This is a genomic window from Arthrobacter sp. TJ-265 (assembly GCF_058269135.1).
The window spans coordinates 1,751,506-1,775,489 of the sequence record NZ_JBZCND010000001.1; the positions used below are offsets into that span (position 1 = coordinate 1,751,506).

Consider the following 23,984-nt stretch of genomic DNA (forward strand, 5'->3'; position numbering starts at 1 on the left):
TAGAATCGAAGAACTATGTCGCACACGATCGATCCTTCCGGTTCCCCCACGCCCAAACGCCGCCTGTTCTCCCGCAAGCCGAAGGCCGCGAAGGGCCCGAAGAAGACCGGGCGGATGAAGCAGGTCTCCGAGGTCTTCAAGATGACCCGGCGCAACGATCCGAGCGTCGTCTGGTTCATGCTGCTGGCGTTCGTCGGCATCATCGCCCTGGGGCTGCTGATCGGGCTGCTGATCGACAACGTCGTCACGCTGATGATCATCGCCATCCCGCTCGCGTTCCTCGCCGCGATCTTCATCCTGTCGCGCCGGGCCGAACGTGCGGCGTTCTCGCAGATCGAGGGGAAGCCGGGCGCGGCCGGAGCCGCCCTGAGCGTCCTGCGTCGCGGCTGGATCCTCCAGGAGCAGCCCGTCGCCGTGAACCCGCGCACCCAGGACGCCGTGTTCCGCGTGATCGGTCGCCCGGGAGTCATCCTCGTCTCGGAGGGTCCGTCCACCCGGGTCAAGCAGCTCGTGGACGGCGAGAAACGCAAGATGGCCCGCATCATCCCCAACGTGCCCGTCCACGTGATCGAGACCGGCCGTGACGATCGTCAGGTCCCCCTGTCGAAGCTCCCGAAGACCGTCCAGAAGCTCAAGAAGACCCTCACCAAGCAGGAGGTTTCGGCCGTGGACAAGCGGCTGAGCGCCCTCGGTACGAAGCTCCCGATCCCCAAGGGCGTGGACCCGTTCAAGGCCCGGCCCGACCGGAAGGCGATGCGCGGGCGCTGACCCGCGGGTCGCCGTACCGGTCCCGCTGACACACGAGGAGCCCTTCCCGTCGGGAGGGGCTCCTCGTCGTCCGGTCCGTCGTGCCGGCTAGATGCGGAAGAGCCCGGTCCCGCGTACCCGGTCATGGATTCCACGCTGGTCCGTGTCGATGATGAGCGCCGGGATCACGAGGCACAGGAGCACGCTCCGGATGATCGCGGTGAGATAGCCCGCAGGCCTGCCGTCCAGGGTCTGCACCTGCATGCGCAGGATGCGATGCCCGATGCTGTAGCCGAAGAACCCGACGAACAGGATCTGTTCGGCGAGGAAGAGGTACAGCGTGGCGAAGGAGTCGTACCCGAAGAACGCTGCGGACAGCAGTGAGCAGATGACCCAGTCGATCAGGAGCGCCGCGGCCCTCGGCCCGAATCGGGCGATCGACCCCGGACCCGCTTCGGGCCGTCCCAGCCGCTGGCCGGGCCACTGCTGGTTGCCCGACGGTGAGGGGCCTTCCATCCACGAGCCGAGGTCATGTCTACTTACCACGCCTCCAGCGTACCCGGCGGTGAGCGGCCCCATTATGCCCGCCACCTCAGGGACGCGCTAGGGTGGGAGACGCACTTCCCCTCATGTAACGTCCCGGAAACAACGGCGACACCAGCGAGAAACTGCCCGCTCCTACAGTTGGAGCGAGACGGCGGCAGCGTCCCACTCCGCCGGAGCTCGTGACTTCCCGCGCCGTGCAGGGGCACGCGCTGGCGCCCAGTCTTTCCCCCAGCCCTGCGATAGGAGCATGAATGTTCAAGAATGCGGACGAAGTCCTCAAATTCATCGCCGACGAAGACATCAAGTTCGTCGATGTCCGGTTCACCGACCTGCCCGGCGTGCAGCAGCACTTCAACGTCCCCGCCAAGACGGTCGACGCGGACTTCTTCATCCACGGGCAGCTCTTCGACGGCTCCTCCATCCGCGGCTTCCAGGGCATCGCCGAGTCCGACATGCAGCTGATCCCGGACGTGACGACGGCGTTCATCGATACGTTCCGCGTCGAGAAGACCCTCGCCCTGAACTTCTCCATCGTCAACCCGCGCACCGGCGACCCCTACCACCGCGATCCGCGCAGCGTCGCCGAGCGGGCCGAGGCGTACCTCTCCTCGACCGGCATCGCGGACACGGCGTTCTTCGCCCCCGAGGCCGAGTTCTTCATCTTCGACAACGTGCAGTACGAGTCCTCCCCCCAGGGCAGCTTCTACAAGGTGGACTCCATCGAGGCACCCTGGAACAGCGGCCGCGAGGAGGTCGGCGGTAACCTCGGTAACAAGACGCCGTTCAAGGGCGGCTACTTCCCGGTGTCCCCCGTCGACAAGCAGGCGGACCTGCGCGACGCGATCTGCATCGAACTGGACAAGGCGGGCCTCGAGGTCGAGCGATCCCACCACGAGGTCGGCGGCGCCGGCCAGGCCGAGATCAACTACAAGTTCACGACCATGACGCACGCTGCGGACGACCTGCAGAAGTTCAAGTACATCGTCAAGAACGTCTCGAACGCCTGGGGCAAGTCCGCCACCTTCATGCCGAAGCCCGTCTTCGGCGACAACGGCTCCGGCATGCACTGCCACCAGTCCCTGTGGAGCAACGGCCAGCCGCTGTTCTACGACGAGCGCGGTTACGCCGGACTCTCGGACATGGCCCGCTGGTACATCGGTGGCCTGCTCAAGCACGCGTCCGCCGTCCTGGCCTTCACCAACCCGACGGTCAACTCCTACCGCCGCCTGGTCAAGGGCTTCGAGGCCCCGGTCAACATGGTCTACTCGCAGGGCAACCGCTCCGCCGGCATCCGGATCCCGATCACCGGGTCCAACCCGAAGGCCAAGCGCATCGAGTTCCGCGCGCCGGACCCGTCGTCGAACCCGTACCTCGCCTTCGCCGCGCAGCTCATGGCCGGCCTCGACGGGATCAAGAACCGCATCGAGCCCGCTGACCCCATCGACAAGGACCTCTACGAGCTCCCCGCCGAGGAGGCTAAGGACATCCAGAAGGCTCCCGGTTCGCTCGAGGAGGCCCTCCTGGCCCTCGAGGCGGACAACGAGTTCCTGCAGGCGGGCGACGTCTTCACGCAGGACCTGATCGACACGTGGATCGAGTACAAGCGCGAGATGGAGATCAAGCCGCTCTCCCTGCGCCCGAACCCCTACGAGTTCGAGCTCTACTACGGCGTCTAGCAGCACCCCGCACCACATGCGACGGCGGTCGTCCCCACTGCGGGGGCGGCCGCCGTCGCCGGTCCCGCAGCAGGAACGGGAGCGCTAGTACCCGTAGAAGTGCCGCTCGAAGATGCTTCGGCTGCGCCTCGTCATCCGGAGGTAGTCCTCCTCCAGGTGGGAGCCGCTGTCCGGACCGTAGCCGCACCAGCGCGCCACCGCCTCGAGGTCGCGGCGTGAGGACGGCAGCAGGTCGGACCCCCGGCCGCTCCAGATGAGGTTCGCCGCACGGATCCGGGTGGCCAGGGTCCAGCTGCCGCGCAGCATGGCGACGTCCTCCGCCGGGACCAGCCCTTCGGCCTCGATCACCTGCAGCGCGGCGAGGGTGGACTGCACGCGCAGGGCCGGAAGAGCATGCGCGTGCTGCAGCTGGAGGAGCTGCACCAGCCACTCGACGTCGCTGAGGGCACCGCGCCCCAGCTTCAGGTGCCGCGAGGGGTCGGCCCCGCGCGGTAGCCGTTCCGCCTCGACGCGCGCCTTGATGCGCCGGATCTCGCGGACGTCGCTCTCGGCGAGGTCGCGGGGATACCGTACGGGGTCGATGAGGTCCAGGAATTCGGTGGCGAGGCCGTCGTCGCCCGCCAGCGGGCGGGCCCTCAGGAGCGCCTGCGCCTCCCACACGAGCGACCAGCGGCGGTAGTACTCGCGGTAGGAGCCGATCGAGCGGACCATCGGGCCCTGCTTGCCCTCCGGGCGGAGGGCGGCATCGATCTCCAGCACGCGTTCGGCGAGCACGGCGGGCTTGCAGGGCTGGGTGAGCAGCGCGACCAGCCGTGCGACGATCGTCTCCGCCTGCTTCTGCGCCGCGGACTCGTCCGCCCCGGGTCGTGACCGGTGCACGTAGATGACGTCGGCGTCGGACCCGTACGTGATCTCGCGGCCGCCCTGGCGTCCCATCGCCATGACGACGACATCGGTGAGCTGCTCCTCGCGCGCGAACACCTGGTTCTCGGCCACGTGCAGGGCACCGAGGACCGCCGCCCGGTCGGTGTCGGACAGCGCCTCCCCTACCTCCGCCTGGGACAGCAGGCCCGAACTGTCGGCGACGGCGATCCTCAGCAGCTCGCGGCGCCGGATGAGGCGGATCAGGCGGATGGCATCCTCGGGCTCCGGGTGCCTGGACATCTTCGACCGGATCTCGTGCCACTGGGCCTCGAAGGTCTCCGGGACGAGCTCGGCGTCGGAGCCCAGCCACTGCGTCGATTCCGGGGACACCTCCAGCAGGTCGGTGATGAACCGGCTGCTCGACAGGACGGCGCAGAGGCGTTCCGCCGCAGCGTTGGAATCGCGCAGCATGCCCAGGTACCAGTGGCTCTCGCCGAGCGATTCGCTGAGCCGACGGAACCCGAGGAGCCCGGCGTCGGGATCGACGCCGTCGGCGAACCAGCCCAGCAGGATGGGCAGGAGTTGCCGCTGCAGCAGTGCGCGTCGCCGGAGCCCGCCGGTGAGTGCCTCGATGTGGCGCATCGCGCCCCGCGGATCCTGGTAGCCCAGCGCCGCGAGGCGTGCCTGCGCCGCCTCCGCGGTGAGCTGCACGTCCTCGGGCCGGAGCGTCGCCGCGGTGTTGAGCAGGGGCCGGTAGAAGATCGATTCGTGGAGCCGCCGGACGAGGCGCCGCGTGGACTGCCATTTGTCGTGGAGGCTCTGGGCGCTCGGACGTACCCGCACCATGCATCCCTCGGAGGACCGCGCGAGGGCGCGCAGCGACGTCTCGTCCTCGGGCATCAGGTGGGTGCGGCGCATCTGCATGAGCTGGATCCTGTGCTCGAGGACCCGCAGGTAGCGGTAGGAGTCGTCGAGGTCCAGCGCGTCGGAGCGTCCCACGTACCCGGCGGCGCTCAGGGCGGCGATGGCGGAGACGGTGTCCCGGACCCGCAGCGACTCGTCCAGCCGTCCGTGGACGAGCTGCAGCAGCTGCACGGTGAACTCGACGTCGCGGAGGCCGCCCGGGCCGAGCTTCAGCTGGCGTGCCTCCTCGTCGCGCGCGATGTTGTCCGTGACGCGGCGGCGCATGGCCCTGACGCCCTCGACGAAACCCTCCCGCTGCGACGACGCCCAGATGAGCGGGGCGATGGCCTCCTCGTACCGCCGGCCGAGGTCGGCGTCCCCTGCCGCGGCCCGGGCCTTCAGGAGGGCCTGGAACTCCCAGGTCTTGGCCCACCGCTCGTAGTAGGACACGTGTGACTGCAGCGTCCGCACGAGCTGGCCGTCCTTGCCCTCCGGCCGGAGGTTCGCGTCCACCTCCCACAGGGCCGGCTCCGGACCGGGCGAGTACACGCCCCGGGACATGCCGGACGCGAGTCCCGTCCCGATCCGGGTGAGCGTCGTGTCGTCGAGGTCCTCCCCCTCCACCACGTAGACGACGTCGACGTCGGAGATGTAGTTCAGTTCGCGGGCACCGCACTTGCCCATCGCGATCACGGCGAGCCTGACCCGGGCGACGACGTCGGGCCCGTACACCTCGCCGAGTTCCGCCCGCGCGACGGCGAGCGACGCCTCCAGCGCGGCGGCGGCGAGGTCCGCGAGTTCACGCGCGACGACGGGCAGGTAGTCGACGGGCGCACAGTGCCCGAGGTCGCGGACGGCGAGGTCCGTGAGGAGCCTCCGGTAGGCGACCCGGAGCCGACAGTACGCATCGACGCCGACGACGCCCGCGACGGGATTGGCCGCGGCCGGATCGGCGTCGACGGAGCCGAGCAACTCGGCGCGCAGCCCCTCGGGAGCGACGACCGGCGGCGTCGCCGGCCTGGTCCTCAAGACGTCCAGGTGTTCGGGGCGGCGCATGAGGAACTCCCCGAGCGCCTCGGTGGCGCCCAGCAGCCGGAACAGGAGGCCGCGTCGGCCTTCGTCGGAGAAGGCCGCCGTGACCGCCGTGCGATCCACCGCCAGGAGCCTCACGAAGGACTGCAGCGCCATGTCCGGGTTGGCGGACAGGGCGAGACCGGCGAAGAGGTCGTCGTCGTCGAGGCCACGCAGTTCCGGGGCGTCGAGGAAACGCCGGCTCTTCTCGAGGTCCGTGAAGCCGTAGCTGATCAGCTTGCGGTTGAGGCTCATGCCCCAACCCTAGCCATGTCCTCCGGGACGGCCTTACAGGATGTTGAGGTTCCGGCGCAGCTCGTAGGGTGTCACCTGGATGCGGTAGTCGTGCCACTCCGCGCGCTTGTTCCGCAGGAAGTTCTCGAAGACCTGCTCGCCCAGGATGTCGGCGACGAGCTCGGACTCCTCCATGACGCGGATGGCGTCGTGCAGGCTGGCGGGGAGGGGGTCGTGTCCCATGGCGCGGCGCTCGGCGGCAGTGAGGCTCCAGACGTCGTCCTCGGCGGCCGGCGGCAGGTCGTAGCCCTCCTCGATGCCCTTCAGGCCCGCGCCCAGGAGCACCGAGTACGCGAGGTAGGGGTTGCTCGCGGAATCGATGCCACGGTACTCGATGCGCGCGGACTGGCCCTTGTTGGGCTTGTAGAGGGGCACCCGCACCAGGGCGGAGCGGTTGTTGTGGCCCCAGGACAGGTAGCTCGGCGCCTCGCCGCCGCCCCAGAGCCGCTTGAAGGAGTTCACGAACTGGTTGGTCACGGCGGTGAACTCGGGGGCGTGCCGGAGGATGCCGGCGATGAACTGGCGTGCGGTCTTCGACAGCTGGAACTCGGCGCCCGCCTCGTAGAACGCGTTCGTGTCGCCCTCGAACAGCGAGAAGTGGGTGTGCATCCCGGACCCGGGATGCTCGGAGAAGGGCTTCGGCATGAAGGTCGCATAGCTGCCCGAGGTCAGGGCGACCTCCTTGATGATGGTGCGGAACGTCATGATGTTGTCCGCGGTCTGCAGCGCGTCGGCATAGCGCAGGTCGATCTCGTTCTGCCCGGGCCCCGCCTCGTGGTGGCTGAACTCCACGGAGATGCCCACGGACTCGAGCATCGCCACGGCCGTCCGCCGGAAATCCTGGGCCACGCCGCCCGGCACGTGGTCGAAGTAGCCCGCCTGGTCCACCGGCACGGGCTGGCCGTCCGCGCCCGGTTCCGCGGACTTCAGCAGGTAGAACTCGATCTCCGGGTGCGTGTAGCAGGTGAACCCCATGTCGGCGGCCTTCGCGAGGGTCTTCTTGAGGACCCCGCGCGGGTCGGCGGTGGACGGCCGGCCGTCCGGGGTGAGGATGTCGCAGAACATCCGGGACGTCTGCTCCTTCTCGCCGCGCCAGGGCAGGATCTGGAAGGTCGACGGGTCCGGCTGGGCCAGCATGTCGGACTCGTACACCCGCGCGAGCCCCTCGATGGAGGATCCGTCGAACCCGAGGCCCTCCTCGAACGCACCCTCGACCTCGGCCGGGGCGAGCGCCACCGACTTCAGGGACCCGACGACGTCGGTGAACCACAGCCGTACGTAGCGCACGTCCCGCTCCTCGATGGTGCGCAGTACGAATTCCTGCTGCCGGTCCATGACAACCTCATTCCTCGAATCGATGCCCGGACCGCTCGGTCGGAGCGGCAGGCAGTACCTGCCCGGGACGCCCTGCTCCGGCGCCGCGGACCGCCCGCACGGCTCAGGGCCGTCCCGGGCGCGCGTGAGGCGCCGTCATCACTCTACTGATCCGCGGGCCCGGAACATGCGCGGCCGCGCCTCGCCATTCTCGCGCGCCCGTGTTAACGGCCGGTTACGGCGGGCGGCCCGCCTCGAGCGGCCCCGGAACGGCGCAGCGCCGTCCGATAGTCTCGTGTCATGACTTCCGCCGAATTGCCCGCCCCCTACGGAGCGGGCGCAGGCACGACGCCGACCCCGCCCGCAGCCACCCCGACCGGCCGCATCCGCATCCACCACCTGCAGCAGGCCAAGGAGAACGGCACGCGGTTCGCGATGCTGACGGCGTACGACCAGTACGCGGCCCAGGTGTTCGACGAGGCCGGCATCGAGGTGCTCCTCATCGGCGATTCGGCCGCCAACAACGTCCTCGGACACGCCACGACGCTGCCCATCACGCTGGACGAGATGATCCTCTTCAGCCGGGCGGTGAGCACGGCGGCCCGGCGGGCCCTCGTCGTCGCCGACCTGCCCTTCGGCAGCTACGAGGTGTCCCCCCAGCAGGCCGTCGAATCCTCGGTCCGCCTCCTGAAGGAGGGCCTGGTGCACGCCGTGAAGATGGAGGGTGGCGGCGAGTACGCCGGAACGGTCCGGGCGCTCGTGCGCGCCGGCATCCCGGTCATGGCGCACATCGGCTTCACGCCGCAGAGCGAGCACGCGCTCGGCGGGTACCGGGTCCAGGGGCGCGGGGACGCGTCGCAGCGCATCGTCGACGACGCCGTCGCCCTCGCCGACGCCGGGGCCTTCTGCATCCTCATGGAGATGGTGCCCAGCAGGACCGCGGACGCCGTCGAGGCCGCCGTGCGCGTACCGACGATCGGCATCGGGGCCGGCCCGGGCACGACGGGCCAGGTGCTGGTGTGGCAGGACATGGCGGGGCTGCGCGGCGGCCGGCAGGCGAGATTCGTCAAGCAGTACGCGGACGTCCGGACGGTCCTCACGGATGCCGCCCGCGCCTACGCGGACGACGTCCGGGCCGGCACGTTCCCCGGCCCCGAGCACACGTTCTAGCTGTACTGCCCGGGGGCCTACGCGTCGTCGTCCCGGTCCCAGGCCTCGTTGCGCTGCTGGACCTTCTCGAGGGCCTTCTCGGCCTCGGCCCTCGTCGCATACGGTCCGATGAGCTGCGACCAGTCCGACTGCCGGTCCTCCTCGATCTCGTGCGTGCGCACGTTGAACCAGTACTCCGTCATGTCGACCTCCTCGATCCGGGCGCGGAACGTGGTGTCCGCCGGCCGGTCCGGCAGCGCCTTTTCGGCCGCCGACCAGCGCCCGCTATAGAATCAGGGTATGCCCCAGACTTCCGCCGCCGCGCCCCTTGGGACTTTGACGCCCGGCGCCATCTCGCCCCAGCGCCCCGTTCCCCGGGGTATCGCACGCCCGGAGTACGTGGGCCGCAAGGCGCCCGCCCCCTTCACCGGATCCGAGGTGAAGACGCCGGAGACGATCGAGAAGATCCGTGTGGCCGGCAGGATCGCCGCCCAGGCCATCGTCGAGGTCGGCAACCACGCGAAGCCGGGCGTGACCACCGACGAGCTCGACCGGGTCGGCCACGAATTCCTGCTCGACCACGGCGCCTATCCCTCGACGCTCGGGTACCGGGGGTTCCCCAAGTCGCTGTGCTCGTCACTGAACGAGGTCATCTGCCACGGCATCCCGGACTCCACCGTCATCGAGGACGGGGACATCCTGAACATCGACATCACGGCCTTCAAGGACGGCGTGCACGGCGACACGAACTACACCTTCTGCATCGGCGACGTGGACGAGGAATCCCGCCTGCTCGTCGAGCGCACGCAGGAATCCCTCAACCGCGCCATCCGCGCGGTCGCACCGGGCCGCGAGATCAACGTCATCGGCCGCACCATCGAGTCCTACGCGAAGCGCTTCGGTTATGGTGTTGTCCGTGACTTCACCGGGCACGGCGTGGGCGAGGCGTTCCACACCGGGCTGATCATCCCGCACTACGACGCCGCCCCGGCGTACAACCGCGTGATCGAGCCGGGGATGGTCTTCACGATCGAACCGATGCTCACGCTCGGGACCGTCGACTGGACCATGTGGGCGGACGACTGGACCGTCGTGACGAAGGACCGGAAGAGGACGGCGCAGTTCGAGCACACTCTCCTGGTCACCGATCGCGGCGCCGAGGTCCTGACCCTCCCGTAATACCGCCTCGGCGATCCACACCGCACGCTGCACCACGACCATGTCCGGCACGCGCCGGACGACGCCTCAACCCATCCGTCGAGAGAGAGTCATGCCCAAGGACACCGAGAAGAAGAAATCGAAGAAGCTCCCCGCCACGGTCATCGGCGTGGACATCGGCGGCACGGGCATCAAGGGCGGCATCGTCGACCTCGAGAAGGGTGTGATCGTCGGCGAACGGTACCGGATCCCGACGCCGAAGCCGTCGACGCCCGAGGCCGTCGCCGAGGTGGTCGCCCAGATCGTCGCGGAGCTCTCCTCCCGGCCCGAAGGCCCTGCTGCCGACGTCCCGGTGGGCGTCACCTTCCCCGCCATCATCCAGCACGGCATCGCCCGGTCCGCGGCGAACGTGGACAAGAGCTGGGTCGACACCGACGTCGACGGCCTCTTCAGCAAGGTCCTCGGCCGGGAGGTCCACGTGATCAACGACGCCGACGCCGCCGGTCTCGCGGAGGTCCGCTACGGGGCCGGCAAGGGCAGGATGGGCACGGTCCTCGTGATCACCCTGGGTACGGGTATCGGTTCGGCGTTCATCTTCGACGGGAAGCTGGTGCCGAACGCGGAGCTCGGCCACCTCGAGATCGACGGGCACGACGCCGAGACGAAGGCGTCCGCCGTCGCCCGTGAGCGGGACGGCATCGACTGGGACGAGTACGCCGTCCGCCTCCAGCGCTACTTCTCGCACGTGGAGTTCCTCTTCTCCCCCGAACTGTTCATCGTGGGCGGGGGGATCTCGAAGCGCAGCAGCGAGTACCTGCCGTCGCTGGAGCTGCGCACCCCGATCATCCCGGCGCAGCTGAAGAACCAGGCGGGGATCGTCGGCGGGGCGCTGCAGGCCGCACTGCTCTCCGGCCCGAAGGCCTGACGTCGGAGAACCCCAGACGCCTGCTCCCCGCCTCGGCGACGCTGGAAGGACGTGGAACCGGTGGTGGCGTCGGCTTCCCCTCCGCAGCCACCACCGGGGTCTGTAGGGCGCTAGTGCGCCGTCAGGGGCCGCTGCATCCCGGTGGGAACGCGCTGCCCGTGGCCCTCGTTCTGCCGGCGCAGGGTGCCGATGGCCTCCTCGAAGTCCTCGAGGGACTCGAACCCCTGGTACACGCTCGCGAACCGCAGGTAGGCGATCTGGTCGAGCTTCCGGAGCGGTTCGAGGATGGCCAGCCCCACCTCGTGTGCATCGATCTCCGCGACGCCGCTGGCCCGGACGTTCTCCTCGACCTCCTGCGCCAGGAGGGCGAGGTCGTCCTCGGTCACCGGGCGGCCCTGGCAGGCCTTGCGGACACCGTTGATGATCTTGGACCGGCTGAACGGTTCGCCGGCTCCGGAGCGCTTGACCACGCTGAGACTCGTCGTCTCCACGGTGCTGAAGCGGCGGCCGCACTGCGGGCACTGGCGACGGCGCCGGATCGCGGATCCGTCGTCCGCGAGGCGGCTGTCGACGACGCGGGAGTCGGGGTTACGGCAGTACGGACAGTACATGGGTCCCTCCCGCTCCGTAGGCCGTTCCGACAACGTGCCGAGACCAGTTTAGGACTACATGTAGTGAAACAACAACACTGTAATTACCAGATGTAGTGGCCGACCGCAGGAGTGGGTGCGGCGTGGGTGCGGCCGCGGATCAGGATGCGCCGACCTCGAAACGGGCCGCGACGGCCTCCCCGTGCGCGGGGAGGTTCTCGGCCTCCGCCAGCGAGAGGATCGAGGACGCGACCTCGCGCAGCGCCTCGCGGTCGTAGTGCACGAGCTGGACGGCACGCAGGAAGGTCGTCACGTTGAGCCCGGAGGCGAAGGCGGCCGTCCCGCTGGTGGGCAGGACGTGGTTGGACCCCGCGCAGTAGTCCCCGAGGCTGACCGGGCTGTAGGCGCCGATGAAGACGGCGCCGGCGTTGCGGATGCGCCCGGCGACCTCCGCCGCGTCGATGGTCTGGATCTCGAGGTGCTCGGCCGCGTAGGCGTCGCACACGGCGATCCCGTGCTCGACGTCGTCGACCAGGATCACGCCTGACTGCGGCCCGGACAGGGCGGTCCGCACCCGCTCCGCATGGCGCGTCCGGGCGGCACGGGCCTCGAGTGCCCGGACGACGGCGGCCGCAAGCTCCTCGGAGTCCGTCACCAGGACGGACGCCGCCTGGGGATCGTGTTCCGCCTGGCTCACGAGGTCCGCGGCGACGAGGTCGGGGTCGGCGCTCGCGTCGGCGAGGACGGCGATCTCGGTGGTGCCGGCCTCCGAGTCGATGCCGACCTGGCCGCGGACCAGCCGCTTGGCCGTGGCCACGAACACGTTGCCGGGCCCGGTGACGACGTCCACGGGATCGATGTCCCGGCCGGTCCCCGAGTGGTCCCGGATCCCGTAGGCGAGGGCGGCGACGGCCTGGGCGCCGCCCATGGCGTACACCTCGGTGACGCCGAGCATGGCGGCGGCGGCGAGGATCACGGGGTGCGGCCAGCCGCCGAACTCCTTCTGCGGGGGCGAGGCGAGGGCGATCGATCCGACGCCGGCGGCCTGCGCGGGCACCACGTTCATGACCACGGAGGACGGGTAGACGGCGAGCCCGCCGGGCACGTAGAGGCCGACCCGGTCCACGGGGATCCACTTGTGCGTCAGGTGCGCTCCGGGCGCCACCTGCACTTCGACGTCGTCCGGCACCTGGGCCCGGGCGAAGACGCGCGCCCGCCGGATGGCCTCCTTGAGCGCGGCCCGGACGTCGTCGTCCAGGCCGGCGAGGGCGGCGTCCACGACTTCGGCCGGCACCCGCGGGTGCTCCTGCTCGACGCCGTCGAAGCGCAGGGCGAGTTCCCGGAGGGTCTCGATGCCGCGGGCACGGACATCGTCGATGATGGCCTGCACGGCGGCTTCCGAGGAGCGGGCATCCGCGGCGGCGCGCGGCATAGCCCTCTTCAGGTCGCCCGGCGAGAGGGTCCGGCCGCGCAGGTCGATGGAGCGGAAGCCGACGGTCGGGGAGGTGCTGGACGGTGGATTCACCCTGAGAGTCTATCGGGAGTGCCGTACGCCCGCTCACCCACGGGCGGCCCTCCCGACAGGCGCCGTGGTCAGGTCCGGCGGCGCGCGAGGCCGATGAGGGCCGTGGCGAAGATGATGACGGCGGCGACGGCCGGCCAGATGGCCAGGGCGCCGTAGGAGTGCAGCAGGAAGTCGGATCCGGGCAGCCCGTCCTGCCCGTGCGGTCCGAGCAGGTACGCGAGGCCCTCCCCGACGGCGAGGGCGAGGAGGGAGCCGAGGGCGGACCCGCCGACGGCGGCAAGGATGCGCGCCACCGCGGCGGGCAGCATGAGCCGCAGGGCCACAACGGTGCCGACGGCGATCCCGGCGACGAGTTCGAGGCCGGCGAGGGTGAGGTCCCGGAGGAGCCACTGGTCGGCGGAGGACGGATCGCCGAACAGGCGTCCGGTGGGAGCGAGGAGCCACCATGCGGCGCCCACGACGGCGCCCAGGAGGATCGTGGACCCGACCCACCAGAAGACCCCGGCGGGCGGCACCGATCGCCGGTCCTCGGCCACGGAGTAGACGGGAGGCGGGTAGTTGCTCGGTCCGGTGGCCGGTTCCCTGCTGGCACGCATGACTTCTACATTAACAAACCGCTCCGCCCCCGGGGTGCGCGCCTAGGGTTGGGGTGTCTAACGCCGAGAGCCCCCGGAGGAACCACGTGAGCAATCCAGGCACCGCCGCGCCGCCATCGACCTCGCCCACGGGCGTGCACGCGGAGTCCTTCCGCGAGGTCTTCCGCCGCCATGCCGCCGGCGTGGCCATCATCACCGCCACCTACGACGGCGTGCCCTACGGTTTCACGGCGACGTCCGTCGCGTCGCTGTCCGCCGAACCGCCGCGCTTCTCGTTCAACATGGCGCGGTCCTCGTCCTCGTGGCCGGCCGTCGCGAACACCAGCTTCGTGGGCGTCCACATGCTCAGCACCGAGAACGAGGGCCTGGCGATCCGCTTCGCGCGCACGAAGGACCGGTTCACGGGCGACCACTGGGAGCCGGGACCGGAGGGCGTCCCGATCCTCCGGGACGTCGCCGGCTGGCTCGTGGGACGCATCAGCATGCGCCTGTCCTTCGAGAACAACGCCGTGGTCGTCGCGGAGGTGGTCGCGGGGACCATCGGTCGCGACGGCGCTCCCCTGCTGTACCACGGCGGCAGTTACGGGACGCCGACGGCCACCGACTACGTCATCTGACGCGACGTCATCTGACGCCGGCACCCGCCCGGACCTGCCGGTCAGGCGTCGAGGCAGGCCGGCCCGAACAGGATCTTGAGGTCCCCGAAGAGTCCCGGTGTCGGGTTGACGCGCAGGTCCACGCCCAGCTTCATCACCTCGACTTTCCGCGAGCCGTTGAGCCGGATCAGCACCTCACTGGTCCCGGGGTGTGTCCTCAGCACGTCACCCAGCGCCGTGACCGCGGTCTCCGTCGCCTTGTGCTGCAGCATGGAGATCACCACCGGCCCGGAGTGCCCCTCGCTGAGGTCCGGCACCGTCAGTTCCTGCGCGTTGAGCATCACGGCGCCGTCGTCGCGGCGCTGGAGACGGCCGCGCACCACGACGATCAGGTCCTCCGCGAGGACCGCCGAGATGGGGCCGTAGACCTGGCCGAAGAACATGACCTCCATGGACCCTGCGAGGTCCTCGACCTCCGCCCGCGCGTAGGCGTTGCCGCTGTTCTTGGCGATCCTGCGCTGGAGCGAGGTGATCATGCCGGCGATGGTGACGATCGCACCGTCCGCCGGCCCCTCCTCGCTGATGATGGACGGGATGGAGGAGTCGGCGTGCTGGCCGAGGATGCCCTCCAGCCCCTGGAGGGGGTGGTCCGAGACGTACAGGCCGAGCATGTCCCGTTCGAAGGACAGCTTGTCCTTCTTGTCCCACTCGGGCAGGTCCGGCACCTCGACGGACAGGCCGCCCACGACGCCTCCGGCGTCGTCGAACGCACTGAAGAGGTCGAACTGGTTCGCCGCCTCGTTGCGCTTGAGGACGATCACGGAATCCACGGCCTCCTCGTGGATCATCGCGAGGGCCCGCCGCGGATGCCGCAGGGAGTCGAAGGCGCCGGCCTTGATCAGGGATTCGATGGTGCGCTTGTTGCAGACGACGGCGGGCACCTTCTGCAGGAAGTCGCTGAACGAGGTGAACGCCCCCTTCTCCTCCCGCGCCCCCACCATCGCGCCGACGACGTTCGCGCCGACGTTGCGGATCGCGCCCATGCCGAAGCGGATGTCCTTGCCGACCGGGGTGAAGTTCACGCTCGACTCGTTGACGTCCGGCGGCAGGACGGTGATGCCCATGCGGCGGCACTCGTTGAGGTAGATCGCCAGCTTGTCCTTGTCGTCGCCGACGCTCGTGAGCAGTGCCGCCATGTACTCGGCCGGGAAGTGCGCCTTGAGGTACGCCGTCCAGTAGGACACGAGACCGTACGCCGCGGTGTGTGCCTTGTTGAACGCGTAGTCGGAGAAGGATTCGAGGACGATCCACAGCTTGTCCATCGCGGCCTGCGAGAAGCCGTTGGCCTTCATGCCCGCGAAGAAGTCGGCCTGCTGCTTGTCCAGCTCGGACTTCTTCTTCTTGCCCATCGCGCGGCGGAGCATGTCTGCCTGGCCGAGCGTGAAGTTCGCCAGCTTCTGGGCGGCGCTCATCACCTGCTCCTGGTAGACGATGAGGCCGTACGTGCCGCCGAGGATCTCCTCGAGCGGCCCCTCGAGCTCGGGGTGGATCGGCTCGATGTCCTGCAGGCCGTTCTTGCGCAGGGCGTAGTTCGTGTGCGAGTTCACGCCCATCGGACCCGGCCGGTACAGCGCCAGGACGGCGGAGATGTCCTCGAAGTTGTCGGGGCGCATGAGCTTCAGCAGCGACCGCATGGGCCCGCCGTCGAGCTGGAACACGCCCAGCGTGTCGCCGCGCGCCAGGAGTTCGTAGGACTCCTTGTCGTCGAGCTCCAGGTCCTCCAGGACGAGGTCGACGCCCTTGTTGGCCTTGATGTTCTCGACGGCGTCCGTGATGATCGTCAGGTTCCTCAGGCCGAGGAAGTCCATCTTGATCAGTCCGAGGCCCTCGCAGGTGGGGTAGTCGAACTGGGTGATGATCTGGCCGTCCTGCTCACGGCGCATGATCGGGATGATGTCGATCAGCGGGTCGGAGGACATGATGACGCCGGCGGCATGTACGCCCCACTGGCGCTTCAGGCCCTCGAGGCCGAGGGCCGTCTCGAACACCTTCTCGGAGTCGGCGTCGGTCTTCAGGAGCTCACGCAGCTCCTCCGCCTCGGAGTAGCGCTTGGCGTCCTTGTTGTGCACGTCGGCCAGGGCGAGGCCCTTGCCCATGACGTCCGGCGGCATGGCCTTGGTGAGCCGCTCCCCTGTGGAGAACGGGTACCCCATGACGCGGGAGGAGTCCTTGAGCGCCTGCTTGGCCTTGATGGTGCCGTACGTGACGATCATGGCCACGCGCTCGTCGCCGTACTTCTCGGTCACGTACCGGATGACCTCCGCGCGGCGCCGATCATCGAAGTCGACGTCGAAGTCGGGCATCGAGACGCGCTCGGGGTTGAGGAAGCGCTCGAAGATCAGGCCGTGCTTCAGGGGGTCGAGGTCGGTGATGCGCATCGCGTACGCCACCATGGACCCGGCACCCGAGCCGCGGCCCGGCCCCACCCGGATGCCGTTGTTCTTCGCCCAGTTGATGAAGTCGGCGACCACGAGGAAGTAGCCGGGGAAGCCCATCTGCGTGATGACGCCGACCTCGAACTCCGCCTGCTTGCGGACGTCGTCGGGTACGCCCGCCGGGTAGCGGTACTGCAGTCCGGTCTCGACCTCCTTGACGAACCAGGACTGCTCGTTCTCGCCCTCCGGCACGGGGAACCGGGGCATGTAGTTGGCCTTGGTGTTGAACTCGACGTCGCACCGTTCGGCGATGAGCAGCGTGTTGTCGCAGGCTTCCGGGTAGTCGCGGAAGATGGCGCGCATCTCGGCGGGCGACTTCAGGTAGAACTCGTCGGCGTCGAACTTGAAGCGCTTCGGGTCCGCGAGGGTGGACCCGGACTGGACGCACAGCAGGGCCGCGTGGGCCTTGGAGTCCTCGGCGTGCGTGTAGTGCAGGTCGTTGGTGGCCACGAGCGGCAGCCCGAGGTCCTTCGCGAGCCTGATCAGGTCCGCCTTGACGTTCCGCTCGATGTCGAGCCCGTGGTCCATCAGTTCGCAGAAGTAGTTCTCCGCCCCGAAGATGTCGCGGAAGTCCGACGCCGCCTGCCGCGCCTCGTCGTACAGGCCGAGCCGAAGCTTGGTCTGGACCTCGCCGGACGGACAGCCCGTGGTGGCGATGAGCCCCTTGCCGTAGGTCTGCAGGAGGTCCCGGTCCATGCGCGGCTTGTAGAGGTAGCCCTCGAGGGAGGCGAGGGAGGACATCCGGAAGAGGTTGTGCATGCCCTCGGTGGTCTCCGACCAGAGGGTCATGTGGGTGTAGGCGCCCGCACCGGAGACGTCGTCGCGCCCGCCGCCGCCCCACTGCACGCGGGTGCGGTCGTTCCGGGCGGTCCCCGGGGTGAGGTAGGCCTCCACGCCGATGATGGGCTTGATGCCGGCGCTGGTGGCCTTGCTCCAGAAGTCGAAGGCCCCGAACACGAACCCGTGGTCCGTGGTGGCGAGGGCCTTCATGCCGAGTTCCTCGGTGTGGCTGAAGAGGTCCGTCAGCCGGGCGGCGCCGTCGAGCATCGAGTACTCGGTGTGGTTGTGGAGATGGACGAACGAATCTGTTGATGCAGGAGTAGCCACCCCCCGAGTCTAGTGCTCCCCCGACCCCGCGGCGGGCCCCGGGGCGTGTCGTCCGGGGTCGCCCCGGCGTGTCACACCAGGCCGTCGGACAGGGCCGTCAAGGCGTACGCGAGATCCACCGGATACGGGCTCGTCGCGGTGACCGGCTCACCCGTGCGCGGGTGCGCGAAGCCCAGGCGGTGGGCGTGCAGCCACTGCCGGGTGAGGCCGAGTTCGGCCGCCAGGCGGGGGTCCGCCCCGTACGTGAGGTCCCCCGCGCAGGGATGGCGGAGCGCGGAGAAGTGGACGCGGATCTGGTGCGTCCGGCCGGTCTCGAGGTGCACCTCGACCAGGCTGGCCCGGCCGAAGGCCTCGAGCACCTCGTAGTGCGTCACCGAGTCGCGGCCGCCCTCCATGACCGCGAAGCGCCACTCGTGGTGCGGATGGCGTCCGATCGGCGCGTCGATGGTGCCCTTCAGCGGCTCCGGCAGCCCCTGCACGACGGCGTGGTAGACCTTGTCGACCGTGCGCTCCTTGAAGGCGCGCTTGAGGGCCGTGTAGGCGGGCTCGGTCTTGGCGACGACCATCGCCCCCGAGGTGCCGACGTCGAGCCGGTGGACGATGCCGACGCGCTCGGGGGCTCCCGACGTGGAGATGCGGTAGCCGGCCGCGGCGAGTGCGCCGACCACCGTGGGTCCCACCCAGCCGGGCGACGGGTGGGCGGCGACGCCGACGGGCTTGTCCACGACCACGAAGTCCTCGTCGTCGAGCAGGATGCCCATGCCGTCGACCGCCTCCGGGATGACGCGGTGCCGGTCCTGCGGATCCGGCAGGTCGACGTCGATGCCGTCACCGGCGTGGACGCGGTCCGACTTCGCCAGCGGCACGCCGCCGCGCAGCACCCGCCCGTCCGCACACCACTGCGCGACGGCGGAGCGGGAGGCGTCGAGCAGGCGGGCGAGGACGGCGTCCGCCCTGTTCCCGGCCTCGGCCTCCGGGATGATGAGCTCCCGGCGGTCACCTGCCATGATCGTCCCGGTGCTGGGTCGGGTCGGCCGCCGGGCCCGTCGCCGGGCCTGTTACCGGGCCGGCCGGCTCGTCGGTCGGCTCGTCGTCGCGGCGACCGTCCAGGCCGATGCCCCGCAGGGTCAGGATGCAGATGAGCACCACGCCGCTGACGACCGCCGAGTCGGCGATGTTGAAGATGGCGAAGTTCGGCAGGGCGATGAAGTCCACCACGTGGCCCTGGCCGAACGAGGGTTCGCGCAGGAGGCGGTCCGTCAGGTTGCCCAGGGCGCCCCCGAGGACGAGTCCCAGCGCCACCGACCACCCGCGGGAGGCGACCTTCCTCACCTGCAGGATGAGGGCGGTGGACACGACGACCATGATGATCGTGAACACCCAGGTGTAGTCCGTCCCGATCGAGAACGCGGCCCCCGGGTTACGGAAGAAACGCCAGCTGAGCAGGGGCGGGAGGACCGGCGTGATCTGCCCTTCGGTCATCGTGGACACGACCCACCACTTGGTAAGCTGGTCGGCCACATAGACGACCAGCGCGCACGCGAGCATCAGGAGCCCGTAGCGCGGCGGGATGCGGTGCGCGGGTCCCGGGGCGTCCGCCGGGGTGCTGTCCGCTGCGGCCGACGGATCGCCGTCGGGCTCGGGGGTGGTGTCGGCGGGCTGGTGCTCGTTCACGGTCCATCCAGGGTGTCGGGGCTGTGTGGTCTGTCGTCGGGGCCATCGGGGCGGGCCCGGTGGCTCCCGACGCCGGAAGGGCCGGCTCCCGGGGTCGTGCCCCGGCAACCGGCCCTTCCACTGCTGCCCCGACGCGGGTCGGGCCAGGACGTCTCGCTAGGAGGCGGACTCGGTCGCGAGGGAGTCGCGGGCATCGAGGTCGCGGAGCTGGCCCTCGATGTAGGCCTTGAGGCGTGCGCGGTAGTCGCGCTCGAAGCCGCGGAGCTGCTCGACCGTGCTCTCGAGGACCGTCTTCTGCTCCTCGAGGTCCCCGAGGGTCTTCCGGCTCTTCTCCTCGGCCGCGTCGACGAGGCCGGTGGCCTCGAGCTGGGCTTCGGCGATGATCTTGTCGCGCTGCTCGACGCCCGCGTTGACGTATTCGTCGTGCAGGCGCTGCGCCATCGCGAGGACGCCGGCGGCGGATTCTGCCGAGGTGACGGAGGCCGCGGTCGCGGGGATCGCAGCGGGGCTGGTCTCGTCGTCGGCCTGGGTGACCTGGGCGGACTCCTCGTCGGTCGCCTTCTCGGTGTGCGTGCTCGCCGCGACGGGGGCGGGGATCGTCGTGGCCTGCGAGGCGTCCGAGGGGTCGTCCCCGAGCCTGCGGCGCAGTTCCTCGTTCTCGGAGTTCAGGCGGCGGAGCTCGACGACGATCTCGTCGAGGAAGTCGTCCACCTCGTCCTGGTCGTAGCCCTCGCGGAACTTCGTCGGCTGGAACCTCTTGTTGACAACGTCTTCTGGCGTCAAAGCCATGTGGTCACCTCATACTGATAGGAGCCGGCCCGCCGACTGGCGGTCATGGCTGCGGTACCGGATTGTGGACATGAACCGCTGGACTCACGTCGAACTGTGCATCAGCGTATATCTTCCCGGGTGTCATTGCCGAAACGGCCCCGGAGGCTATCGTGCGAGATTCGCGGACACGGACATCAGGATCAGCACGACCACGAACAGTGCCAGGAACGCCAGATCGAGCTGGACCCCGCCCAGGCGGAGGGGCGGAATGAGCCGGCGCAGGGCCTTGATGGGGGGATCCGTGACCGAGTAGATGCCCGAAGCCAGCACCAGCGCCGACTTCTGGGGACGCCAGTCGCGGGCGAATCCCTGGACGGCGTCGTAGATGATGCGCAGGATCAGGGCGAGCTGGAACAGCATCAGTACCAGGTAGATCAGGGCGAATACCAGACTCACAGAGCAGTTTCAGTCCTTCGTGCCTTGGAGGGTCTTGCGCGACCGGAGGGCCGCAGCTCAGCTCTGGTTGAAGAAGCTGGTCTGTCCTTCGCTTGCCTTCAGGTCCTCGCCGAGTACTTCAATATACGACGGCGAGAGCAGGAACACCTTATTCGTGACCCTCTCGATGCTCCCGTGCAGGCCGAACACGAGGCCCGCCGAGAAGTCGACGAGGCGCTTGGCGTCGGACTCCCCCATGTCGGTGACGTTCATGATCACGGGGATCCCGTCGCGGAAGCTCTCGCCGATGAGCTTCGCGTCGTTGTACGAGCGGGGGTGGATCGTGGTGATCTGGCGCAGGGCGGCGGAGTCCTCGCGGGACGACGGCGCGCGCTTGATCGGCGTGACCGGGGCCCGGTATTCCTCGGCGGGGGCCACGCGGACGGCGGCCGGAGCCGGCTCGAGGTGACGCTCGTCGCGATCGTAATCCACCGTGTAGTCCTCGTTCCTGCTCTGCGCGCTTTTCGTTTCGGGCTCGTAGTGCTCATCACCGTCGGCGAGCCCAAGGTAGATCATTGTCTTGCGCAGTGCGCCAGCCATGGTGACTCCTGTTCTGAGAGTGGATCGGTGGGTCCGGGGTCCTGCCATAGGCCACCGACCCGGTGCCCGTCGTACCGCCGTTCTAGCGTCGACGCTACCCCACCGCCGGACGCGGACCGAGGACATCAGACCCGATCCTGAGGTGTGTCGCCCCGGCGGCAACGGCCTCCTCGAGGTCACCGCTCATCCCCGCCGAGACGGCGGATGCGGCAGGGTCGACGCCGCGGACCTCGGCCGAGATGCGCAGGAGCCGTTCGAACGCCTCGACCGGGTCGGCGCCCAGGGGCGCCACGGCCATCACCCCTGCGAGCTGGAGGCCGTCCGTCGCCGCGCAGGCCTCCGCCAGTGCCGCCGCCTCGGAGGGGTGGGCCCCTCCCCTGCCCGCGGATGCCTCCGCGGGACCGGCTCCGGTATCGAGGGTGAACTGGAGGAAGCACCGCAGGTCCTCCCGGGCACCGGTCCCCGCAGCGGCCCGCCGCTCCTGCTCCGCCCTGACGGCCTTGCCGAGCGACGCGATGAGCGGGAGGCGATCCACGGAATGCACGCTGTGGGCGTAGCGGACCACCGACCGGGCCTTGTTGGTCTGCAGCTGCCCGATGAAGTGCCACGCCAGGGTGAGGTCCTGCAGTTCGCCCGCCTTCGCCGCCGCCTCCTGGTCGCGGTTCTCACCGACGTCGGTGACGCCGAGTCCGGCGAGGATCCGCACGTCGGAGGCCGGGAAGTACTTGGTGACGACGATCAGCTCCGGTTCGCCGCGTCCGGCCGACGCCGCGGCGGAGGAGATGCGGGTCCGGACGTCCCGCAGGCGTTCCGCCAGCTCGCGGTCCCGGGGGGAACCCGGTGACACCTCGGGGCTCACGTCCGCCACACGAGGCCAGCGATGCGCCCGGCTCCGGGTTCCCGCCGGTGGGAGTACAGCCCGGGGTTCTCGACGGTGCAGCAGGGGCCGCTCCCACGCAGGGGTTCGACCCTGGCGCCGGCCCGTGCGAGCTGCAGGTGGACGGCCCTCGGCAGGTCGAGTGCCGGCGTCCCCTGCCGCGTCCGCGACGCGGCCTCGGGCAGGACGTGCGCCATCGTCCTCATCATGTCGTCGGGCACCTCGTAGCAGGAGCCGCACACGGACGGACCGATCCACGCCGTGAGCTCGCGTGCTCCGTGGCGGCGGAGCGTCCTGACCGCGTGCTCGACGATGCCGTTGCCGACACCCACGCGGCCCGCGTGCACCACTGCCGTGGCCCCCGTCCCGCCGTCCGCGATCGGGGCGTCCGCCAGGACGACCGGCACGCAGTCGGCAACGAGGACGGCGAGCGGCTCGCTCCCGTCCGGCGACACCATGCCGTCCGCGTCGGGCGGGTCCTGCGTGGTCGGGCCGACGACGGCGACGCGGTCCGAATGGGTCTGGCTCATGAAGCGCAGCGCGCCGCCGGGGATGCCCATCGCGGACTCCAGCCGGCGGCGGTTGCCGCGGACGACGTCGGGCTCATCACCGACGTGGAGGGCGAGGTTGCCCGCCCCCACGGCCGTGAATGCAACCCTGAGCCCCGCGCCGACCTCCTCGTGCCAGTGGAACGCGGAGGTCGGCCCGGGCACGCCGTCCGTGTCCACCGACTACTTGAGGAAGTCGGGCACGTCGAGGTCGTCCGAGCGGCCGGCCGACAGGTCGGGCTCGACGATGGCCGGCAGGTCGACGTCGAAGCCCGAGTCCGCCGGGACGGCCTGGACGTTCTGGGCACGCTGCTGCGACCAGGCACCGAGGCCCGCGGTCGCCGCACCGGCCATGCGCTGCTGGTCGCCGCCCACGCGGGGGGCGACGGCGGGCCGTGCCGCCGGTGCTGCTGCAGCGACGGGCTGGGACGTGGCGTCCACCTGGTCGAACCCTGCCGCGATGACCGTCACGCGGGCCTCGTCACCGAGGGCGTCGTCGATGACGGCGCCGAAGATGATGTTGGCCTCGGGGTGCGCGACCTCCTGGACGAGGCGCGCCGCCTCGTTGATCTCGAAGAGGCCGAGGTCGGAGCCGCCCTGGATGGACAGCAGGACGCCGTGGGCACCGTCGATGGAGGCCTCGAGCAGCGGCGACGCGATGGCGAGTTCGGCCGCCTTGACGGCACGGTCCTCGCCGCGTGCGGAACCGATGCCCATGAGGGCCGAGCCCGCGCCCTGCATGACGGACTTCACGTCGGCGAAGTCGAGGTTGATGAGGCCCGGCGTGGTGATGAGGTCGGTGATGCCCTGGACGCCCGAGAGCAGGACCTGGTCCGCGGAGCGGAACGCGTCGAGCATCGAGACGTTGCGGTCGCTGATGGACAGCAGGCGGTCGTTCGGGATCACGATGAGCGTGTCGACCTCTTCGCGGAGCGTGTCGATGCCGCTCTCCGCCTGGTTCGACCGGCGACGTCCCTCGAAGGTGAACGGACGCGTGACGACGCCGATCGTCAGGGCGCCGAGGGAGCGGGCGATCCGGGCGACGACGGGCGCACCACCGGTGCCGGTTCCGCCACCCTCACCGGCGGTGACGAAGACCATGTCGGCCCCGCGCAGGACCTCCTCGATCTCCTCGGAGTGGTCCTCGGCGGCGCGGCGGCCGACCTCCGGATCCGCTCCGGCGCCGAGCCCGCGCGTGAGTTCGCGGCCGACGTCGAGCTTGACGTCGGCGTCGCTCATGAGCAGGGCCTGGGCGTCGGTGTTGATGGCAATGAACTCCACGCCACGGAGTCCGACCTCGATCATCCGGTTGACGGCGTTGACGCCGCCGCCGCCGATGCCGACGACCTTGATGACGGCCAAGTAATTCTGAGGTGCTGCCACGTCCTGTGTCCCTTGTTCGAATCTGTGTGCTGTACGGGGGTCTGCCGGTGCTCCGGCGTCGACCTTCACCCGAAATAACGTTAACGTTCAGGTTGAGGGTTAACGTTATGTCAAGTAACTTCTATGTTCGACGCTAGGTG

22 protein-coding genes are annotated in these 23,984 nt (G+C 69.7%); 6 read left to right on the forward strand and 16 right to left on the reverse strand.

What is annotated here, in order from left to right:
* Positions 1 to 15: 15 nt before the first annotated feature.
* Positions 16 to 768 (forward strand): DUF4191 domain-containing protein, encoded by a 753-nt coding sequence (locus AC4D2E_RS08300; protein ID WP_490909065.1) that lies wholly within the window; start codon positions 16 to 18, stop codon positions 766 to 768.
* 87 nt (positions 769 to 855) lie between these two features.
* On the opposite strand, the gene AC4D2E_RS08305 is transcribed toward AC4D2E_RS08300, so the two are convergent.
* A complete protein-coding gene (locus tag AC4D2E_RS08305; RefSeq protein ID WP_490952258.1) occupies positions 856 to 1,293 on the reverse strand; it encodes an RDD family protein in 438 nt (145 codons plus the stop codon).
* Positions 1,294 to 1,544: 251 nt separating this feature from the next.
* Between AC4D2E_RS08305 and glnA (AC4D2E_RS08310) the strand changes: the two genes are divergently transcribed.
* On the forward strand, positions 1,545 to 2,969 hold the full coding sequence (glnA, locus tag AC4D2E_RS08310) for a type I glutamate--ammonia ligase (RefSeq protein WP_490952259.1): 1,425 nt from the start codon (positions 1,545 to 1,547) through the stop codon (positions 2,967 to 2,969).
* Positions 2,970 to 3,053: 84 nt separating this feature from the next.
* Here the strand turns inward: glnA (AC4D2E_RS08310) and AC4D2E_RS08315 are convergent, their stop codons facing one another.
* Positions 3,054 to 6,062, reverse strand: coding sequence for a bifunctional [glutamine synthetase] adenylyltransferase/[glutamine synthetase]-adenylyl-L-tyrosine phosphorylase (locus AC4D2E_RS08315; RefSeq protein ID WP_490952260.1), 3,009 nt, complete (start codon positions 6,060 to 6,062; stop codon positions 3,054 to 3,056).
* Between the two features lie 33 nt (positions 6,063 to 6,095).
* Positions 6,096 to 7,436, reverse strand: coding sequence for a type I glutamate--ammonia ligase (glnA, locus tag AC4D2E_RS08320; protein WP_104164283.1), 1,341 nt, complete (start codon positions 7,434 to 7,436; stop codon positions 6,096 to 6,098).
* Positions 7,437 to 7,715: 279 nt separating this feature from the next.
* Here glnA (AC4D2E_RS08320) and panB point away from each other — a divergent pair, with 279 nt between their 5' ends.
* Positions 7,716 to 8,585 carry a 3-methyl-2-oxobutanoate hydroxymethyltransferase gene (gene panB, locus AC4D2E_RS08325; RefSeq protein WP_490952261.1) on the forward strand — a complete coding sequence of 290 codons (870 nt, stop codon included), beginning with the start codon at positions 7,716 to 7,718 and terminating at the stop codon, positions 8,583 to 8,585.
* Between the two features lie 17 nt (positions 8,586 to 8,602).
* On the opposite strand, the gene AC4D2E_RS08330 is transcribed toward panB, so the two are convergent.
* Positions 8,603 to 8,767 (reverse strand): SPOR domain-containing protein, encoded by a 165-nt coding sequence (locus AC4D2E_RS08330; RefSeq protein ID WP_146067326.1) that lies wholly within the window; start codon positions 8,765 to 8,767, stop codon positions 8,603 to 8,605.
* 97 nt (positions 8,768 to 8,864) lie between these two features.
* Between AC4D2E_RS08330 and map the strand changes: the two genes are divergently transcribed.
* Positions 8,865 to 9,743: a type I methionyl aminopeptidase gene (map, locus tag AC4D2E_RS08335; RefSeq protein ID WP_104164279.1), complete on the forward strand. Its 879-nt coding sequence runs from the start codon at positions 8,865 to 8,867 to the stop codon at positions 9,741 to 9,743.
* 91 nt (positions 9,744 to 9,834) lie between these two features.
* Positions 9,835 to 10,647 (forward strand): polyphosphate--glucose phosphotransferase, encoded by an 813-nt coding sequence (gene ppgK, locus AC4D2E_RS08340; protein ID WP_104164277.1) that lies wholly within the window; start codon positions 9,835 to 9,837, stop codon positions 10,645 to 10,647.
* A gap of 110 nt (positions 10,648 to 10,757) precedes the next feature.
* On the opposite strand, the gene nrdR is transcribed toward ppgK, so the two are convergent.
* The 3 genes from nrdR to AC4D2E_RS08355 all read right to left on the reverse strand — a co-directional run bounded on the left by nrdR (position 10,758) and on the right by AC4D2E_RS08355 (position 13,358).
* On the reverse strand, positions 10,758 to 11,258 hold the full coding sequence (gene nrdR / locus AC4D2E_RS08345) for a transcriptional regulator NrdR (protein WP_490952262.1): 501 nt from the start codon (positions 11,256 to 11,258) through the stop codon (positions 10,758 to 10,760).
* A gap of 139 nt (positions 11,259 to 11,397) precedes the next feature.
* Positions 11,398 to 12,762, reverse strand: coding sequence for a histidinol dehydrogenase (gene hisD, locus AC4D2E_RS08350; protein WP_490952263.1), 1,365 nt, complete (start codon positions 12,760 to 12,762; stop codon positions 11,398 to 11,400).
* A 68-nt stretch (positions 12,763 to 12,830) separates the two neighbouring features.
* On the reverse strand, positions 12,831 to 13,358 hold the full coding sequence (locus tag AC4D2E_RS08355) for a hypothetical protein (protein ID WP_490952264.1): 528 nt from the start codon (positions 13,356 to 13,358) through the stop codon (positions 12,831 to 12,833).
* Between the two features lie 86 nt (positions 13,359 to 13,444).
* Here AC4D2E_RS08355 and AC4D2E_RS08360 point away from each other — a divergent pair, with 86 nt between their 5' ends.
* Positions 13,445 to 13,975 (forward strand): flavin reductase family protein, encoded by a 531-nt coding sequence (locus tag AC4D2E_RS08360; protein ID WP_490952265.1) that lies wholly within the window; start codon positions 13,445 to 13,447, stop codon positions 13,973 to 13,975.
* 41 nt (positions 13,976 to 14,016) lie between these two features.
* Here the strand turns inward: AC4D2E_RS08360 and dnaE are convergent, their stop codons facing one another.
* The 9 genes from dnaE to ftsZ form a co-directional block, all read right to left on the reverse strand.
* Complete coding sequence (dnaE, locus tag AC4D2E_RS08365; protein WP_490909059.1) at positions 14,017 to 17,556, reverse strand: DNA polymerase III subunit alpha; 3,540 nt, start codon at positions 17,554 to 17,556, stop codon at positions 14,017 to 14,019.
* Positions 17,557 to 17,627: 71 nt separating this feature from the next.
* Positions 17,628 to 18,563: an RluA family pseudouridine synthase gene (locus AC4D2E_RS08370; RefSeq protein WP_490952266.1), complete on the reverse strand. Its 936-nt coding sequence runs from the start codon at positions 18,561 to 18,563 to the stop codon at positions 17,628 to 17,630.
* A complete protein-coding gene (gene lspA, locus AC4D2E_RS08375) occupies positions 18,553 to 19,104 on the reverse strand; it encodes a signal peptidase II (protein WP_490952342.1) in 552 nt (183 codons plus the stop codon). The genes AC4D2E_RS08370 and lspA overlap by 11 nt, the downstream gene beginning before the upstream one ends.
* A 282-nt stretch (positions 19,105 to 19,386) precedes the next feature.
* Positions 19,387 to 20,019, reverse strand: coding sequence for a DivIVA domain-containing protein (locus AC4D2E_RS08380; RefSeq protein WP_104164267.1), 633 nt, complete (start codon positions 20,017 to 20,019; stop codon positions 19,387 to 19,389).
* 147 nt (positions 20,020 to 20,166) lie between these two features.
* Positions 20,167 to 20,457 carry a YggT family protein gene (locus AC4D2E_RS08385; RefSeq protein ID WP_104164265.1) on the reverse strand — a complete coding sequence of 97 codons (291 nt, stop codon included), beginning with the start codon at positions 20,455 to 20,457 and terminating at the stop codon, positions 20,167 to 20,169.
* Between the two features lie 57 nt (positions 20,458 to 20,514).
* Positions 20,515 to 21,036: a cell division protein SepF gene (locus AC4D2E_RS08390; RefSeq protein WP_490909054.1), complete on the reverse strand. Its 522-nt coding sequence runs from the start codon at positions 21,034 to 21,036 to the stop codon at positions 20,515 to 20,517.
* A 94-nt stretch (positions 21,037 to 21,130) separates the two neighbouring features.
* Complete coding sequence (locus tag AC4D2E_RS08395) at positions 21,131 to 21,895, reverse strand: YggS family pyridoxal phosphate-dependent enzyme (RefSeq protein WP_490952267.1); 765 nt, start codon at positions 21,893 to 21,895, stop codon at positions 21,131 to 21,133.
* Positions 21,892 to 22,641 (reverse strand): purine nucleoside phosphorylase YfiH/LACC1 family protein, encoded by a 750-nt coding sequence (locus AC4D2E_RS08400; RefSeq protein WP_490952268.1) that lies wholly within the window; start codon positions 22,639 to 22,641, stop codon positions 21,892 to 21,894. Before AC4D2E_RS08400 ends, AC4D2E_RS08395 begins: the two co-directional genes overlap by 4 nt.
* A gap of 3 nt (positions 22,642 to 22,644) precedes the next feature.
* Positions 22,645 to 23,844 carry a cell division protein FtsZ gene (ftsZ, locus tag AC4D2E_RS08405; protein WP_104164261.1) on the reverse strand — a complete coding sequence of 400 codons (1,200 nt, stop codon included), beginning with the start codon at positions 23,842 to 23,844 and terminating at the stop codon, positions 22,645 to 22,647.
* Between the last annotated feature and the right edge of the window lie 140 nt (positions 23,845 to 23,984).

Excerpts from the sequence above, each read along its gene's own strand:
- AC4D2E_RS08300 (WP_490909065.1), top strand. The coding sequence starts at position 16 with ATGTCGCACACGATCGATCCTTCCGGTTCCCCCACGCCCAAACGCCGC.
- glnA (WP_490952259.1), top strand. The coding sequence starts at position 1,545 with ATGTTCAAGAATGCGGACGAAGTCCTCAAATTCATCGCCGACGAAGAC.
- AC4D2E_RS08315 (WP_490952260.1), bottom strand. The coding sequence starts at position 6,062 with ATGAGCCTCAACCGCAAGCTGATCAGCTACGGCTTCACGGACCTCGAG.
- glnA (WP_104164283.1), bottom strand. The coding sequence starts at position 7,436 with ATGGACCGGCAGCAGGAATTCGTACTGCGCACCATCGAGGAGCGGGAC.
- panB (WP_490952261.1), top strand. The coding sequence starts at position 7,716 with ATGACTTCCGCCGAATTGCCCGCCCCCTACGGAGCGGGCGCAGGCACG.
- AC4D2E_RS08330 (WP_146067326.1), bottom strand. The coding sequence starts at position 8,767 with ATGACGGAGTACTGGTTCAACGTGCGCACGCACGAGATCGAGGAGGAC.
- map (WP_104164279.1), top strand. The coding sequence starts at position 8,865 with ATGCCCCAGACTTCCGCCGCCGCGCCCCTTGGGACTTTGACGCCCGGC.
- ppgK (WP_104164277.1), top strand. The coding sequence starts at position 9,835 with ATGCCCAAGGACACCGAGAAGAAGAAATCGAAGAAGCTCCCCGCCACG.
- nrdR (WP_490952262.1), bottom strand. The coding sequence starts at position 11,258 with ATGTACTGTCCGTACTGCCGTAACCCCGACTCCCGCGTCGTCGACAGC.
- AC4D2E_RS08355 (WP_490952264.1), bottom strand. The coding sequence starts at position 13,358 with ATGCGTGCCAGCAGGGAACCGGCCACCGGACCGAGCAACTACCCGCCT.
- AC4D2E_RS08370 (WP_490952266.1), bottom strand. The coding sequence starts at position 18,563 with ATGGCAGGTGACCGCCGGGAGCTCATCATCCCGGAGGCCGAGGCCGGG.
- lspA (WP_490952342.1), bottom strand. The coding sequence starts at position 19,104 with ATGCTCGCGTGCGCGCTGGTCGTCTATGTGGCCGACCAGCTTACCAAG.
- AC4D2E_RS08380 (WP_104164267.1), bottom strand. The coding sequence starts at position 20,019 with ATGGCTTTGACGCCAGAAGACGTTGTCAACAAGAGGTTCCAGCCGACG.
- AC4D2E_RS08390 (WP_490909054.1), bottom strand. The coding sequence starts at position 21,036 with ATGGCTGGCGCACTGCGCAAGACAATGATCTACCTTGGGCTCGCCGAC.